Origin of the sequence: Dietzia sp. (genome assembly GCF_036741115.1) — a bacterium.
In the GTDB taxonomy this organism is placed as follows: Bacteria; Actinomycetota; Actinomycetes; order Mycobacteriales; family Mycobacteriaceae; genus Dietzia.
In genome coordinates, this window is record NZ_DAINST010000071.1 from 1 (window position 1) to 16,140 (window position 16,140).

Consider the following 16,140-nt stretch of genomic DNA (forward strand, 5'->3'; position numbering starts at 1 on the left):
GGCGTCGGCGAGCGCAGCGTCCTGGGCCGCGTCGAAGTTCTCCCCGGTGACGATCAACTCGACGAAATCCCCACCGAACGCGCGGATCCGATCGCGCTTCTGCTTCGGCGTGTTCTCGGGGACGTAGATCCGCCCCTGGATACCGAGCGTGTTGCACGACCACGCGACGCCCTGCGCGTGGTTCCCCGCGCTCGCCGTGACCACGCCGGCCGCCCGCTCCTTCTCGCCGAGCCCGGCGAGGAGGTTGTATGCGCCGCGGATCTTGTACGAGCGGACCTCTTGAAGGTCTTCTCGCTTGAGGAAGACATCGGCCCCCGTCGCCGTGCTTAGCCGTGCGCTGCGATCGAGCGGCGTGGTCCGCACGGCCCCGTCGATTCGCTCCGTGGCCTGTTCGATCTCGCCCGCACTCACGGGCGTCGATCCGGCGTATTCGGGGGCGACATCGTTGGTAGACACGCGCCTTATTCTCCCACGCGCTCCCACGCCGTGGTCAAACGGTGTCTACCTGATGGGATCGCAACCCGACCCGCGCCGGCCGAAACACGCACCGGCACGCCCATAGATACTCCCATCGAACCGAAGCCGCGGGCGCCCATTCCCCCGGCTACGCGCTGAGGCAGGAATCCCCGAGCAGCGCCCGCAGATCGCCCTTGAGCGAACTTGACGGATCGACCCGGAGCGACTCCGAGAGCCGCAGCACGGTCGATTCCGGCCCACCGACGAGCCGCAGGTGCACGAGCGATTTGCCGGGGTGCTGCCCGAGCACGTGCTTGAGCGCCATCACGGTTTCCTCGTTGACCTGCCGGGCCGGCATATTGAGCGCCAGCGGCGCTCCCCCGCCCTGGTTGACGGCGAGGTCCGGCACCTCGAGGGTGTCGCCGAAAACGGAGATCCTGTCGTCTCGGATCGCGATGCGCGCCTTGGCGATCACGACGGCGTCCTCGGCGATGTCCATGGCCGCGAGCTGATACGACTTCGGGAAGAAGAGCACCTCGACCGAGCCGTGGAAATCCTCGATCGTGACGATCGCCCACGGCTCTCCGCGCTTGTTGACCCGCCGGTCGACGCTCGAGATGATCCCGCCGACGACCACGGGGGCCTTGTCCGGGAGCTCGCCCTCGTGGATCGTCGAGATCGCGGTGTCCGTCTTCGCGGCCAGTGCTTCCTCGAGTCCGTCGAGCGGGTGCCCCGACACGTAGAGCCCGAGCATCTCCCGCTCGAGCGAGAGCTTGGACTTGGTGTCCCACTCGATGTCGGGGACCTTCGCGGAGAACACCGAGGATCCCTCCCCGTCGTCCCCGCCGCCGAGGTCGGCGAACAGGTCGTACTGCCCCACGGCCGCGGCCTTCTTCGTCGAGATCACCGAGTCGACGGCGTCGGCGTGGATGAGGAACAGGCCCTTGCGGGGCAGATCCATCGAGTCGAAGGCACCGGCCTTGATGAGCGATTCGGTGACCTTCTTGGTGCAGGCGGTCGCGTCGATCTTGTCGAGGTAGTCCGAGAAATCCCGGAACGCACCGCGCTCCTTACGGGAGGAAACGATCGATTCGACGACGTGCGAGCCGACATTGCGCACCGCGCCCATGCCGAAGCGGATATCCTCGCCGACCGAGGCGAAGTTGGTCACCGACTCGTTGACGTCCGGCGGGAGCACCCGGATCCCCATCTGCCGGCAGTTCGACAGGTACAGAGCGGCCTTGTCCTTGTCGTCTCCGACCGAGGTGAGCAGGGCCGCCATGTACTCGGCGGGGAAGTTCGCCTTGAGGTACGCCGTCCAGTACGAGACCAGTCCGTAGCCGGCCGCGTGAGACTTGTTGAACGCGTACGAGGCGAACGGCTCAATGGTGTTCCACAGCGCCTTGATCGACTCCATGGAGTAACCGCGCTCGGTCATCCCGCCGGAGAACTTCTCGAACTGCTCGGAGAGGACCTCGGCCTTCTTCTTGCCCATGGCCTTACGGAACGCGTCGGCCTCACCGGCGGAGTACCCTGCCAGTTCGCGCGAGATGGCCATGATCTGCTCCTGATAGACGATCAGGCCGTGGGTCTCGCCGAGGATCTCACGCAGCGGCTCCTCGAGCTCCGGGTGGATCGGGGTGAGCTCCTGCTTGCCGTTCTTGCGATCGGCGTAGTTCCAGTGCGTACCCATGCCCATGGGGCCCGGGCGGTAGAGCGCGAGGGCGGCGACGATGTCGTTGAACCCCGTGGGCTTCATCCTCTTGAGCAGCTCGCGCATGCCGCCGGAGTCGAGCTGGAAGACGCCGAGAGTATCGCCCTTGGCGAGCAGGTCGTACGCCGCCTGGTCGTCGAGCTCGAGGGTGTCGAGGTCGACGTCGATCCCCCGGTTCGACTTGATGTTCTCGAGGCAGTCGCCGATCACCGTGAGGTTGCGCAGGCCGAGGAAGTCCATCTTGAGCAGGCCGATGGCCTCACACGACGGGTAGTCCCAGCCCGTGATGAGCGCTCCGTCCTGCGCGCGCTTCCACATCGGGATGCAGTCGAGCAGCGGTTCCGAGGACATGATCACCGCGCAGGCGTGCACGCCGGCCTGGCGCACCATCCCCTCGAGGCCGCGCGCGGTCTCGAAGATCTGCTTGACGTCGGGGTCCTGCTCGATCAGCGCGCGGACCTCCGCGGCCTCCCCGTACCGCTCGTGCTTCGGATCCATGATCCCCGAGAGCGGGATGTCTTTGGCCATGATGGGAGGCGGGAGGGCCTTGGTGATCCGGTCGGCGATCTGATACCCCGGCTGGCCGAAGTTGACCCGGGCCGCGTCCTTGATCGCGGCCTTCGTCTTGATGGTGCCGAACGTGATGACCTGGGCGATCTTGTCCGCGCCCCATTTATCGGAGGCGTAGCGGATCATCTCGCCGCGGCGGCGGTCGTCGAAGTCGATATCGATATCGGGTGCCGACGGGCGCTCGGGGTTGAGGAATCGCTCGAACAGGAGCCCGTGCTCGAGCGGGTCGATATTCGTGATCTTCAGCGCGTACGCGACGAGCGCGCCGGCCGCCGAACCACGGCCGGGGCCGACCTTGATCCCCACCGAGCGGGCGTGCTCGATCAGGTCGCCGACGACGAGGAAGTAGCCGGGGAAGCCCTTCTGCTCGATGACCCCGAGCTCGTACTCGGCGCGTTCGGTGTACTCCTGCGGGACCCCCTCGGGGAAGCGCCACTCGAGGCCTTTGCGCACCTCGCTCGCGAGCCAGCTCGCCTCCGTCTCCCCGGAGGGGACGGGGAACTTCGGCATCCGGTCCTTTTCTTCCCAGATCTCGCTGTAGTCACCCACGCGCTCGGCGATCGCCAGGGTGTTGTCGCAGGCCTCGGGGACCTCGTCGTCCCAGAGCGCGCGGATCTCCTCGGCGGATTTGAGGAAGTAGCCCTCGCCGTCGAGCTTGAACCGGTTCTCGTCGGAGAGGGTCTTGCCGGTCTGGATACAGAGCATGGCCTCGTGCGCGTGGGCCTGGCTCTTGGTCACGTAGTGGCAGTCGTTGGTGACCAGCGGCGGCATGCCGAGGTCGCGGCCGAGATTGATGAGATCCTCGCGGACGCGGCGCTCGAGGTCGAGCCCGTGTTCCATGAGCTCGAGGTAGAAGTTCTCCTTGCCGAAGATCGACTGCCACTTCTCCGCGGCCTCGTAGGCCTCCTTCTTGTGTCCGAGGCGCAGGCGCGTCTGGATCTCCCCCGACGGGCAGCCGGAGGTGGCGATGATCCCCTCGGCGTACTGCGCGAGGATCTCCGCATCCATTCGGGGCCATTTGCCCAGCTGCCCCTCGTAGGACGCGAGGGAAGAGAGCCGGAAGAGGTTACGGAGCCCCTGGGCGTTCTCGGCCACCATCGTCATGTGCGTATAGGCGCCCGAGCCCGAGACGTCGTCGGACTTCTGCCAGTCCTCGCCCCAACGGACGCGCGTGGTGTTCGTCCTGGACTCCGGCGCGACGTAGGCCTCGATGCCGATGATCGGCTTGATCCCGTTCTTCTTCGCGGTCTTGTAGAAGTCCGAGGCGCCGTACATGTTCCCGTGGTCGGTCATCCCCACGGCGGACATGCCGAGCCTGGAGGCCTCCGCGAACAGCGGGTCGATTTGCGCCATCCCGTCGAGCATCGAGAACTCGGTGTGATTGTGCAGGTGTACGAAACCCTTACCCGGCACGGCGCCCCTTCGATCGATTCGTCCGCTTGTCCGCGCTGCCGCGGGATCGATCCCGGGCGAACGGTGTAGCCAGTCTAGGTCTCCGGTCGGCCATTCGCTAAGCGGCTCGTCGGGCGCCTTCGCGACTCGCTCTCGCGCGCTTCGCCTCGGCCAGGAACTGGCTCCCGGAGAACAGCACGACGGCGGCGAGGACCAGCGCGAACCCGCACCACTGTGTGCCGTCGAGCCGCTCCCCGACCACGAGCAGCGCCCACAACATCTGCAGCGCCGGGGTGATGTATTGGAGCATCCCGAGGAGCGCGAGCGGGATCCGCTGGGCGGCCGTCGCGAAGAGGAGGAGCGGGAGGACCGTGACGACGCCCGACAGGATCAACAGGACCGCGTTGCCCGCGCCGGCGTGGCCGAACGTCCCGTGCCCGAGGCTCGCGGATCCCATCGCGTGGAGCCACACGAGGAAGGCCAGGGCGAACGGCGCGGAGATGAACACCTCGGCGCCGAGGGAGACGGTCGGCGGCTCCTTGACCGTCTTCTTCGCCACGCCGTATCCGCCGAAGCTCAGCGCGAGGCCGATGGACAGGAACGGGAAATGCCCGTAGCCGAAGGTGAGCACGACGACCGCCGCCACCGCGATGCCTACGGCGACGAGCTGCGCGCGCAGGAGGCGCTCCCGGAAGAACAAGACTCCGAAGATCACGCTGACCAGCGGGTTGATGAAGTACCCGAGCGCAGCTTCGGTGACCCTGCCGCTGTTGACCGTGTAAACGTAAAGTGACCAGTTGGCCGAGACGAGCGTCGAGGCGATCGTGAGCTTGAGCCACGAGGACGCCGGCAGTGCCCGGACCCTGCCGAACTGGCGCAGCGCAAGGAGCACGACGGCCATGAGCACGGCCGACCACACGATCCGGTGCGCGACGATCTCCGCGGCGCCCGCGGGCTCGAGCAGCGGGAAGAATGCCGGGAAGAGGCCCCAGCACAGGTAGCAGCCGATGGCTGCCACGGCGCCGAGCGTGGCAGCCCGTGGATTCGCCCCGGGGATTCCCCGGGAGGCTCCCTGGGAATCGGCCTGAGAAACGTGCCCGACCTGCGCCCCCTGCGAATCACTCACAGCAGGGCACACTACCGGGCGGGCACTCGGGGCGCGGGGGCGGGCACCTCCCCGGTATCGGGCAGCGGGGTCGCGGCCACACGCTGTTCGGGCAGCAGCGGGCGCACGGCGAAGCGGCCCCACACGGCGTCCGCGGGAAGCGCCTCGACCGCGCGCACGCCCGGTTGCCTGGCCAGCGTGGCGAGGGCCTCGTCCCCGGCGCGAGCGATGAACCCCGCGACCACCCGGCGCCCCGCGAGCGCCTCGCCCGCCGTGTAGTCGACCTGCGCTTGCATTCGCGCATCTCCGGCCGAGGGCGTTCCCCCGCCGTCGGCCGTCCCTGCAGCCGCCACGCCGGCCTCCGGATGGTCGAGCATGTATTGCGAGTTCGTGACGCCGGAGAGCACCGCCCGCCCGAGCGGTCCGGACTGCCCGGCGTCATCCGGTCCGGGAGCGGCGACGGCTGCGGGCAGGACGGGCATGGCGACATCGGCGACAGGGGCGTAGATCTCGACCTGCGAGATGCGCCGGATCCCCGCGAAGTCCGCGATGGCGCTGGCCTCCGATGCCGTGAGCACCTCGTCGAGAGAGACGAGCGCCCAGCGCTCCGCCCCGGCCGATCCGGGATCGCCGGGTTCGCCCACCAGGGTTTCCGCCGCGCGCTCGGTGTAGGAGGCGACGGCCTCGCCGCTCTCCGGGCCGAGCGAGTCGCTCATCACCGGCGGGGTCGTGCCCGCAGGCCTGAGCACGAAGCCGAGAATCGCGACGACCGCGAGGACCCCGACGACGAGGAGCGCGAACCACCCGGTCCCGCGGGCGAGGCCGGCGCCGAGGCGCTGCACCTCAAGCGTTCCGGATCGCGTCGATCGCGGCCTGCAGGTCCGCGGGGTACTCGGAGTCGAAGTGCACGTAGCTGCCCGTCCCGGGGTGCTCGAAGCCGAGGCCCACGGCGTGCAGCCACTGGCGCTCGAGGCCGAGGCGGCGGGCGAGGGTGGGGTCGGCGCCGTAGGTCATATCCCCGCAGCACGGATGGTGCAGCGCGGAGAAGTGCACGCGGATCTGGTGCGTCCGACCGGTCTCGAGGTGCACCTCGAGGAGCGAGGCCTCGCGGTGTGCCTCGAGCGTGTCGTAATGGGTGATCGAGGGCTTCCCGTCGGAGGTCACTGCGAAGCGCCAGTCCGAGGAACGGTGCCGGCCGATCGGCGCGTCGATCGTTCCGGAGAGCGGGTCGAGGTGTCCCTGGACGAGCGCGTGGTACGTCTTGTCCACCGTGCGATCCCGGAACGCGCGCTTGAGCAGCGTGTACGCGCGCTCGGACGCCGCGACCGCCATGAGCCCCGAGGTGCCTACGTCGAGTCGGTGGACGATGCCCTTGCGCTCCGGCGGTCCAGAGGTGGTTATCCGGTACCCCGCCGCTGCGAGACCACCGATGACCGTGGGTCCGGTCCAGCCGAGCGAGGGATGCGCCGCGACTCCCACCGGTTTGTTCACGACGATGATGTGATCGTCAGAATAAACGACGTCCATGCCGGGCACGGGCTCGGCGACGATGCTCGGCGGCTCCTTCGGGCCCGGGACCTCGACGTCGATCCAGGAGTTCGCCGTCAGACGGTCCGATTTTCGAACCGATACCCCGTCGAGCTGCACCTTGCCTTCGGCCGCGAGATCGGCGACGGCGGTGCGAGACAGGCCGAGCAGGCGCGAGACGCCCGCGTCGACGCGTGCACCGTCGAGGCCGTCGGGGACCGGGAAGCGCCGGGACTCGCTCATCGCCGCTCCTCGTCCGCCGTAGTGACGTCGCCTGCCGCGTCTGCCTCGTCTGCCTCGTCTGCCGAGTCGCCGAGTTCGCCCGTCGCGTCCGCGAGCGGATACGGATCGCGCCCGAACAACACCGCCAGGGCGATGACGACGACCCCCACCGTGAGCGAGGCGTCCGCGATGTTGAACACGGGGAACGCGCCGAACGAGAGGTAGTCGACGACGTGGCCGTGGAGGAAGCTCGGCGCGCGGAAGATGCGGTCGCCGAGATTGCCCGCGGCGCCGCCGAGGATGAGCCCGAGCCCGATCGCCCACCACTCATTGCGCACTCGCGTGGCGAACCACAGAAGTCCGAGCACGACGACGGTGGCGAGGATCGAAAACACCGGTGTCGCGTTCTCCCCCATCGAGAACGCCGCGCCGGAATTGAACACGAGGAGGAGGCGGAAGAAATCGCCGATCACGTTGATCGGGCCGTCGTCCAGCGAGCCGAGCGCCCAGTTCTTGACGAGCTGGTCGACGAGCACCACGACCGCGCCGATCGCGACCATCGCCGCGCCCGCGCGCCTGCCGCCCTCCGGACGGGTTCCACCCACTTCTGCCATGCCTCTACTATCGCCCATCCCCCGGCCCCCGCGCGTCTGCGCCCCCACGCCCGGCGGGATTCGCGGCCCAGGACTGCCGATAGGCTGGCGTCCGTGAACACGAGCGCGCGCGGACAGTCCAGAACGCAGGGAAGGCCGCAGCCCGGCCGCGAGAACCGACCGGATACCGGATCCGGCTTCGCTTCCCGCCCCGGGCCGGTGCCCTCGTCCAGGCTCAGGCCGCTCCTCGCGGCGATGACGGCGCTCGGTCTCGGCGCCCTCGTGCTCTCGGGGTGCGGATCCTCCGGATCGGGCGCCCCGGCCGGCGGCGCCCAGGGCATGGAGTCCTCGCCTTCGGCCGATGTCGCGCTCGACGATCCCGTGAACACCGACGTCCAGGGCGCAAGCAAGGTCGAGCTCCTCTCGCCCGGCAGCGGAGACCTCGAGGTCCGACGCTTTGTCGCCTCCTCCCGCGAGCTCCCGAAGGCGACGATCGGCTTCGACGAGTCTTCCTCGGTTGAGGCCGACGGGAAGACGCAGGAGCAGGACGGGGCGCTGCCGGCACGCACGGCCGAGGTGACCCAGTCCGTGCAGCCCGATGTCGACGGGGCGCAGCGTGCGGAGTTCACTTTCTCCTCGCTCGCCCCGGATGCGAAGGAGACCGGTCTCGATGAGCTCCTCGGTAGCGCGAAGGGCTTCGACGTGACCTTCCTCCGCAGTGCCGACGGTTCGATTTCCGCCTCGACCCTCCAGGCGCCCACCGAGGCGCGGGGCGTCGCTCGGCAGTCGGTGGAGCAGATGGCCGGCGCGCTCGCGGAGTCCGCCGTCATCCTTCCTTCCGACCCCATTGGCGTGGGCGCGAAGTGGAAGGTCACCCGTCCTGTGAACGACGCGGTGGCGCCGGAAATGACGGTGACCTACACGCTCACTGCGATCGACGGCGACGCGCTCACAATCTCGGTCGATGGCGACGCCCCGGCCACCACCGACACGCTCGAGCTGCCGGCCGGCGACGGGCAGGGCGGAGCCCAAGGGACAGACCAGGGAACGAACCAAGGCGACGGTTCGGTGTCGATGCACGTCGACGACTATTCCTCGACCGTCAAGGGCGAATTGACGCTCTCTCTCGACTCTTCGCTCCCGACATCGGGGAAGCTCGAAAACGACACCACCGCGCGGTATCTCGGAGATAACCGCGCGGTGACGACGACGAAGGCCACGAGGACCCTCGAGTTCGGCGCGCCCTGAGATCGTGCTGGGCCCGCGGGCTGAATCGCCTACGGGCCCGGACGTGCCGGATATTCGGTTGTCGGCCGTGGATCCGGTTCTACTGAGCCGGAGCGGCATCCTCGGCGGGGGCAGCGCCCTCGGCCGGAGCGGCGCCCTCAGCCGGGGCAGCACCTTCGGCAGGAGCAGCGCCCTCTGCCGGAGCGGCACCCTCGGCGGGGGCAGCACCCGCACAGGTCGCGGGGGCCTGGAGGCCTGCGTTGGTGATCAGCGCGCAGGCGAAGTTCTTGTCGAGCTTCCACTGCCCATCGACCTGGACGAACTGGGCGTTGACCTGGATGTCCTCCTGGCCGGGCTGCTGGATCACCGCGTTGCCCATCACCGTGCCGGGGAAATCGCCCTGCACGGCGTTGTTGATAACGATGTTCGCGTTGTTGTCGGTCTTGAGCTTCGCGATCTCGTCGAAGAGCTCCGGCGCCGACTCGCCGTCCTGGACGAGGTTGACTTTCTGCTCGGTCGGGATGTTCGGGTCAGAGGCGCGGTTGAGGATGTCGTTGAGCTCCTGCGCGGTCGGCAGTGCTGCGGCCTGCGCGCTCGACGTGGCCGTGGTAGACGAGGCGGACTCGCGCCCGTCGTTCCCTTCGTCCCCGCCGCAGGCGGTGAGACCGCCGAGGGCGAGAGCAACGCCGGCGACGGCGATTCCGGTTCGCATAAACCTCATGTACTCGTTCGTCCTTTCGTTGAGCGGAGACAATCGCGCCGGGGCACGAAAACTACGCGCGGCTACCGGGTTCTTCCGGCGAGCTACCGGGCGATCGACCGCTGGTGTCGCAGATTTCCGCCCCAGCAGTGTTCCACGGCTAGCTGAGACACGCCACAAGGGCAGAATCACTTTCGCAACTCTGGTTCACTACAGTAACAGCATGAGCACTTCTTCGCCGTCTCCCGAGAATCCCCGCATCGCCCTCCTCACCACGGGCGGAACCATTTCCTCGTCCACCGATTCCGAGGGCGTCGTGAGGAATGATGTCGGCCGCGGCGCGCCGGAGCTGCCCGTCGAACTCGCGGCACAGCTCCCCGCCGGACTCTCGGTCGAGGCGCGAGAGGTCTTCTCCGTGGACTCCTCCCAGATGACCGACGAGCAGCGACTTCTCCTCTGTCGCGCGATCGACGAAGCCCTTTCGGACCCCGAGATCGCGGGCGTCGTCGTCACCCACGGCACCGACTCCATGGCCGACAGCGCCATGGCCGCCGACCTCTACCACCGCGACCCCCGCCCGGTGGTCTTCACCGGCGCCCAGCACGCCGCCGATCACCCCGCCCCGGACGGTCCCGCCAACCTCTTCGACGCCTATCAGGTTGTGTTGTCGGAGTCGGCGCATGGCCTCGGCACGCTCGTCGTCTTCGGGCGCGCGATCATGCAGGCTCGCGGGGTGGCGAAGTGGCACACCACGGACGAGCTCGCCTTCGCACGGAACGCGCAGGACGAGACCCCTGCGGCTTCGGGATCGAACCCCGGCAGCAGCTCTTCAGCCGAGCGCCCCACGCTCGACCTGCCCGCCGAGGGAATCGAGTGGCCGCGTGTGGAGTGCGTGTGGGCGGGCAGCGGGGCATCGGCGACTGCGCTCGAGGCGCTCATCGATTCCGGGATCGCGGGCTACGTACTCGTGGCCATGGGCCTGGGAAACCTCCCCGCGAGCGTCGCGGAGGTCGCCGCCGCACACTCCGAAATCCCGTTCGCGCTCACCTCGACCGTGCCTCGCGGCGCCGTTGTGCCCACGTACGGAGGCCCCGGCGGCGGAGCAGAGCTCGCCACCACAGGCGCCCTTCCCACGGGCTGGCTCCGCGGAGGACAGGCGCGGGTCACGCTCGCGGCGCTCCTCGCCGATGCGCCGGGTGAATCCCATGCCGAACGGGCGCGGCGCTTCGCGGGATTCGCCGGGCTGCCGGCCTGAGCCCGGCCCCGACTCGACCCGAGTTGTCGGTGGGGCGGCGCCCCACCCCACCGGCACGCTTTTCCGCGGGGCTATTCGATGATCTCGAGAGCGGCCATCGGACACTTTGCGACGGCCTTGCGCGTCCTCGCCTCGAGCTCGGCGGGGACCTCGCCCACGAGGGCGCGGACCGCCTCGTCGTCATCCCCGAGCGCGAACACCTTCGGTGCCAGCCCGACGCACACCGCCTGGCCCTCGCACCGGTCCTCGTCGATTGCGATCCTCATGATCCCGTCCTCTCCGGTCATTTTCCGTTGTGGATTCAGGCGAATTCGCGGCCTCGACGCTCCCCGGAGATTCCCGTGAACGCGACCACACCGTCGCCCCTGGACAATTTATGCCACTTTGTCCATACAGACTAGCCCTATTTGTCCACAATCGTCGGAATGGGAAAGAAATCCGCGCGGTTCCTCCTCGTCGCTAGCCCAGTGGATCCTCGACGCCACCGGCCATCGGTTCCCAGGCGAGCGAGTCCACGGGATCGGCGCGCTGGAGCTCGGGATCCGAAGCACGCAGGCTCCGCGCCTTCCCCGCCCCGGTAGCGCGCGTCTCGAAGCGGACGGACACCCAGCCGTGCCCGGCGCCCTGCACCCACCCGAAGCCGAATTCGTTGTGGCGCACGTCGTCGCCGGGCCCCCACGCCGGGTCCGAGCTCTGCTCCGAGATCTTGTCCGAGTTGTAGTCCGAGCTCCGCTCTGAGCCCTGCACCAAGCTCTGGTCCGACTCCGCGCCAGACTCCGCACCCGGTTCCAGCCACGAATCGGCATGGTCCCCCACCGGTCCTGCAGAATGCCGTTCCCTGTCGGCCGCGGGATCGTCGTCGAACAGGCTCGGTTGATCGACGGCGGTGAGGCTCGACAACGAGACGCCGACGAGACGCACGGCACCGACCTCTCGCGGGTTCGGGGCGAGTGCGCGCGCGACCTCGAGGATCACGTCGAGGTCGGTGGTCGCCGCGCGCAGGGTCGAGGAACGGGAGATGATCTGGAAATCGGCGAGCTTGAGCTTGACCGTGACCGTCCTGGCGAGCCGCCCGTCCGCGAGGAGCCGGCGGTGGGATGACCGGGCCGCCTTTGCCAGCGCCGCGCTGATCTCCTCGGGCGAGCGCAGGTCCTCGGCGACGGTGAACTCGCTGGAGATCTGTTTCGCGACATCGGGCTCGTGGACGCCGCGGTCGTCGATCCCCTGCGCCATCGCGAGCATCGACGTGCCCAGCGCAGTGCCGAGGGCGCCGACGGCGTCCGCCGGGCGCAGGGCCGCGAGGTCGCCGATGGTCTCGACGCCGTAGAGCGAGAGCTTCTGCGCCGCGACGGGGCCGATTCCCCACAGCTTGCGCACCGGCAACGGGTAGATGATCTCTTCGTGCAGCGCGGCGGGCACGATGTAGATGCCGTCGGGCTTGGCCAGGTCGGAGGCGATCTTCGCGTATTGCTTGCCGGCCCCGGCGCCGACCGATGCGGGGAGCCCTGTCTCCTCCCTCACTGCGGCACGCAGCTCTTCGCAGAACTCCCGCACTTCGGCTACGGACGCCCCCGCGAGCGCCGGCGGCTCCCCGTACCCCTCGTCGATGGAGAGCTGCTCGAGCACGGGGAAGAACCGCCGGATGACGGCGAAGACGCGGCGGCTCGCCTCCGAGTACACGGCCCTGCGTGGCGGCAGGACGACCGCCGACTGTCCCACCGCCCTGCGGGCCTGCCCGATCGGCTGGGCCGAATGGGCGCCAAGCGCACGGGCCTCGTAGCTCGCGCCCGCGACGACCCCGCGCCCGCCGAGCCCGCCGACAAGCACGGGGCGCCCGCGGAGTGTCGGCCGGGCGAGTTGCTCGCACGAGGCGAAGAAGGCGTCCATGTCGACGTGCAGCACCCAGCGCGGCTGCCGCAGCTCGCCTGCGACCGAGGGCGACGTCCGGTCCATGGAGCGCGCCTCTCGGCTACTCCGCCTTCGCGAGGCTCAGTCGCACGCCCTCGCCGAGTTCGGTAGCTGCCTGCGCATCGTCCGGGAGCTCCGCGCCGATCTCGATGCTCGTGGCGAGCACCTCGCCCGCGATGAGCGAGGAGAAGCGCTCGGCCCACTCGAGGCAATCGGTGGGCACGGCCAGGCGCACTGCGATCCGGTCGGTGATCTCGAGGCTGGCCTCGCGGCGGGCCTCCTGGATCTCGCGGATCCGGTCGCGGGCCCAGCCCTCGGCCTCCTGGTCCTCGTCGACCGAGAGGTCGAGGGAGACCATGCCGCCGTCCTCAGGGAGCGGCTGCGTGGAATCGGGGTCCGAGACCTGCATGCGCTCGGAGAACTCCCCGGGGAGCAGCTCGATGTCCCCGGCGACGAGGTTCTCGCCGTCGGCCTTCCAGTCCCCCGCCTTGAGCGCCTTGATCGCCTGCTGCACCTGCTTGCCGAGGCGCGGGCCGGCTACGCGGGCATTGCACGAGTACTCGAAGCGGCCGTAGCTGGCGACGTCCTCGGTGAGGACGACATCCCGGACGTTGACCTCGTCGGCGATGATCGACGTATACGGCTCGAGCGCCGCCGAGTCCGGCATCGCCACGGTGAGCGACTTGAGCGGCAGTCGGACGCGAAGGTGCTGCGCCTTGCGGATCGCCGAGGCCGCGGACACGACGCGACGCGCCGTGTTCATCGAGTCGACGAGCTCGGGATCCGCGGGGAAGTTTTCGGCCTTCGGGAAGTCCTCGAGGTGCACCGACTCGCCGCCGGTGAGCCCGAGCCAGATCGTTTCGGAAAGCATCGGGAGCAGCGGTGCAGAGATCCGCATGAGCGTCTCGAGCACGGTGTAGAGCGTGTCGAACGCGTCGACGGAGTCCTGGCCGGAGTCCTCGCCCGCCCAGAACCGTGCCCGCGAGCGGCGCACGTACCAGTTGGTGAGGGTCTCGGCGACGTCGCGGATCACGGCGCAGGCGGCCGAGAGATCCGTCCGCGCGTACGCGACATCGATGTCCTCGATCGCCTTGTGCATGGTCGACAGGATGTACCTGTCGAGGAGGTTCTCCGAGTCCGTCCGCCACGTGGCCCGGCGCGAGGCGTAGAGCTGGAAGAAGCCGTAGGAGTTCCACAGCGGCAGGATCGCCTGGCGCACGCCCTCACGGATCCCCTGCTCGGTGACCGACAGGTTGCCGCCGCGCAGGATCGGCGAGGAGAGCAGGAACCAGCGCATGGCATCCGAGCCGTCGCGGTCGAAGACCTCGTTGACGTCCGGGTAGTTCCGCTTCGACTTGGACATCTTGAGCCCGTCCTCGCCGAGGACGATGCCGTGGGCCGCGACCGTACGGAACGCCGGGCGGTCGAAGAGGCCCGTCGACAGCACGTGGAGGTTGTAGAACCAGCCGCGGGTCTGCCCGATGTATTCGACGATGAAATCGCCGGGACTGTGGGTCGCGAACCAATCCTGGTTCTCGAACGGGTAGTGGACCTGCGCGAACGGCATCGAGCCGGACTCGAACCAGCAGTCGAGGACCTCGGGGACGCGGCGCATGGTCGACTTCCCCGTCGGGTCGTCGGGGTTGGGGCGCGTGAGCTCGTCGATGTGAGGTCGGTGGAGGTTGTCCGGGCGCACGCCGAAATCGCGCTCGAGTTCATCGAGCGAGCCGTACACGTCGGTGCGCGGGTACTCGGGATCGTCGGACTGCCACACGGGGATCGGCGCGCCCCAGAAGCGGTTACGCGAGATGTTCCAGTCGATGGCGCCCTTGAGCCAGTTGCCGAACTGACCGTCACGCAGGTGTGTCGGCTCCCACGTGATCTCCTGGTTGAGCTCGACCATGCGGTCGCGGATCTTCGTCACCGCGACGAACCACGAGGGCACTGCCATGTAGATGAGCGGCTGGCCCGAGCGCCACGAGTGCGGGTAGGAGTGCTCGATGGTCTCGTGGCGGATGAGCTTGCCCGCCGTCCGGAGGTCGCGGGAGATCTGCGGGTTCGCGTCGAAGATGAGCTGGCCGGCATAGGGCCCGACCTCGGCCGTGAACTTCCCATCGGGTCCGACGGGGATGACGAGCTCGATCCCGGCGGCCGCGCAGACCTCCATGTCCTCTTCACCGAACGCGGGCGCCTGGTGGACGATGCCCGTGCCCGAATCGGTGGTCACGTACTCCGCGGTGAGGATGCGGAAGGCGTTCGCGTGTCCGGCGTAGAAGTCGAAGGGCGGCTCATAGCCCGTGCCCTCGAGCTCTGCGCCCTTGAGCGTAGCGAGCACCTCGGCGTCGGCGCCGAATTCCTTCTCGTAGACCCCGAGCCTGGCCTCGGCGAGCACGAAGCTGCGGCCTTCGAAATCGCCCTCCCGCGGCCGCACGACCACATAATCCACGTCGGGGTGCACTGCCGCGGCGAGGTTCGACGGCAGCGTCCACGGGGTCGTCGTCCACACGAGCGCCTCGGCGCCGTCCAGCGACGATCCGGGAGTGACGCCGGTGAGCGGAAGCGCGACGGTGACCGCGGGGTCCTGTCGCATTTTGTAGGCATCGTCGAGCCGCGTCTCCTGGTTCGACAGCGGAGTCTGCTCGTACCAGGAATACGGCAGCACCCGGAAACCCTGGTAGATGAGGCCCTTCTTGTAGAGTTCGGCGAACGCCCACATCACCGACTCCATGTAGCTGATGTCGAGGGTCTTGTAGTCGTTGTCGAAATCGACCCAGCGCGCCTGGCGGGTCACGTAGTCGCGCCACTCGGCGGTGTAGCGCAGCACGGACTCGCGGCAGTAGTCGTTGAACGCCGAGATCCCCATCTCGGAGATCTGCGATTTGTCGGTGATCCCGAGCTGGCGCTCCGCCTCGAGCTCGGCGGGCAGGCCGTGAGTATCCCAACCGAAGCGACGATCGACGCGGTAGCCGGCCATCGTGCGATAGCGCGGCACGACGTCCTTGACGTAACCGGTGAGGAGATGGCCGTAGTGGGGCAGGCCGTTGGCGAACGGAGGGCCGTCGTAGAAGACGTATTCCTCGGCGTCTGCGCGACGCTCAAGCGAGGCGCGGAAGGTGTCCCGGTCCGCCCAGCGCGCGAGCACTGTTTCCTCGACGTCGGGGAAATTGGGCGCCTGGGAACCGGTGCCCCCGGTGAGATCGGTGAGCGGGTAGACACGCCCGGTGCCGGCAGCGGAATCAGTGGTCGACATTGCGCGCGGTACTCCTTTGAACAAACAAACGCCCCGAAAGGGCTCGGTGATATGTCCCGCGGGGACGAACGCCCATAGGCGCCGCGGTACCACCCCGCTTGGAGCCGGCCACGCCAAGCGGCGGCACCGATTCCCACTCTCGACGGGCTGTGACGTGCCCGAATCGTCCGGTTCTACTGAGCGCGGGCATCCCCGCGCGGTTCTTCCGGAATGCTCCCCGG

12 protein-coding genes are annotated in these 16,140 nt (G+C 68.6%); 2 read left to right on the forward strand and 10 right to left on the reverse strand.

Going from position 1 to position 16,140, the window contains the following annotated elements; all coding sequences use genetic code 11:
* From V7E05_RS11060 to lspA, 6 genes are all read right to left on the reverse strand, one after another.
* Positions 1–411: pyridoxal-phosphate dependent enzyme (locus V7E05_RS11060; protein WP_442891659.1), on the reverse strand; the 411-nt coding region annotated here is incomplete at its 3' end.
* A 193-nt stretch (positions 412–604) separates the two neighbouring features.
* Positions 605–4,105: a DNA polymerase III subunit alpha gene (dnaE, locus tag V7E05_RS11065; RefSeq protein WP_442891660.1), complete on the reverse strand. Its 3,501-nt coding sequence runs from the start codon at positions 4,103–4,105 to the stop codon at positions 605–607.
* A gap of 145 nt (positions 4,106–4,250) precedes the next feature.
* Entirely contained in the window at positions 4,251–5,258 is a 1,008-nt protein-coding gene (gene rarD, locus V7E05_RS11070; protein ID WP_333619711.1) for an EamA family transporter RarD, read from the reverse strand.
* An 11-nt stretch (positions 5,259–5,269) separates the two neighbouring features.
* Positions 5,270–6,079, reverse strand: coding sequence for a hypothetical protein (locus tag V7E05_RS11075; protein WP_333619712.1), 810 nt, complete (start codon positions 6,077–6,079; stop codon positions 5,270–5,272).
* 1 nt (position 6,080) lies between these two features.
* Positions 6,081–7,007, reverse strand: coding sequence for an RluA family pseudouridine synthase (locus V7E05_RS11080; protein WP_333619713.1), 927 nt, complete (start codon positions 7,005–7,007; stop codon positions 6,081–6,083).
* A complete protein-coding gene (gene lspA, locus V7E05_RS11085; RefSeq protein ID WP_442891661.1) occupies positions 7,004–7,546 on the reverse strand; it encodes a signal peptidase II in 543 nt (180 codons plus the stop codon). The genes V7E05_RS11080 and lspA overlap by 4 nt, the downstream gene beginning before the upstream one ends.
* Positions 7,547–7,693: 147 nt before the next feature.
* Between lspA and V7E05_RS11090 the strand changes: the two genes are divergently transcribed.
* Complete coding sequence (locus tag V7E05_RS11090; RefSeq protein WP_333619715.1) at positions 7,694–8,827, forward strand: DUF6263 family protein; 1,134 nt, start codon at positions 7,694–7,696, stop codon at positions 8,825–8,827.
* A 79-nt stretch (positions 8,828–8,906) separates the two neighbouring features.
* Here V7E05_RS11090 and V7E05_RS11095 read toward each other — a convergent pair whose 3' ends face one another.
* A complete protein-coding gene (locus V7E05_RS11095; RefSeq protein ID WP_333619716.1) occupies positions 8,907–9,527 on the reverse strand; it encodes a hypothetical protein in 621 nt (206 codons plus the stop codon).
* Between the two features lie 202 nt (positions 9,528–9,729).
* On the opposite strand from V7E05_RS11095, the gene V7E05_RS11100 reads away from it, so the two are divergent.
* Positions 9,730–10,761 carry an asparaginase gene (locus tag V7E05_RS11100; RefSeq protein ID WP_333619717.1) on the forward strand — a complete coding sequence of 344 codons (1,032 nt, stop codon included), beginning with the start codon at positions 9,730–9,732 and terminating at the stop codon, positions 10,759–10,761.
* Between the two features lie 71 nt (positions 10,762–10,832).
* On the opposite strand, the gene V7E05_RS11105 is transcribed toward V7E05_RS11100, so the two are convergent.
* The 3 genes from V7E05_RS11105 to ileS form a co-directional block, all read right to left on the reverse strand.
* Complete coding sequence (locus V7E05_RS11105; protein ID WP_333619718.1) at positions 10,833–11,027, reverse strand: ferredoxin; 195 nt, start codon at positions 11,025–11,027, stop codon at positions 10,833–10,835.
* A gap of 193 nt (positions 11,028–11,220) precedes the next feature.
* Positions 11,221–12,714, reverse strand: a complete 1,494-nt coding sequence (locus tag V7E05_RS11110; protein ID WP_333619719.1) for a DNA polymerase IV — start codon at positions 12,712–12,714, stop codon at positions 11,221–11,223.
* 16 nt (positions 12,715–12,730) lie between these two features.
* Positions 12,731–15,919, reverse strand: coding sequence for an isoleucine--tRNA ligase (ileS, locus tag V7E05_RS11115; protein ID WP_333619720.1), 3,189 nt, complete (start codon positions 15,917–15,919; stop codon positions 12,731–12,733).
* Positions 15,920–16,140: the final 221 nt, after the last annotated feature.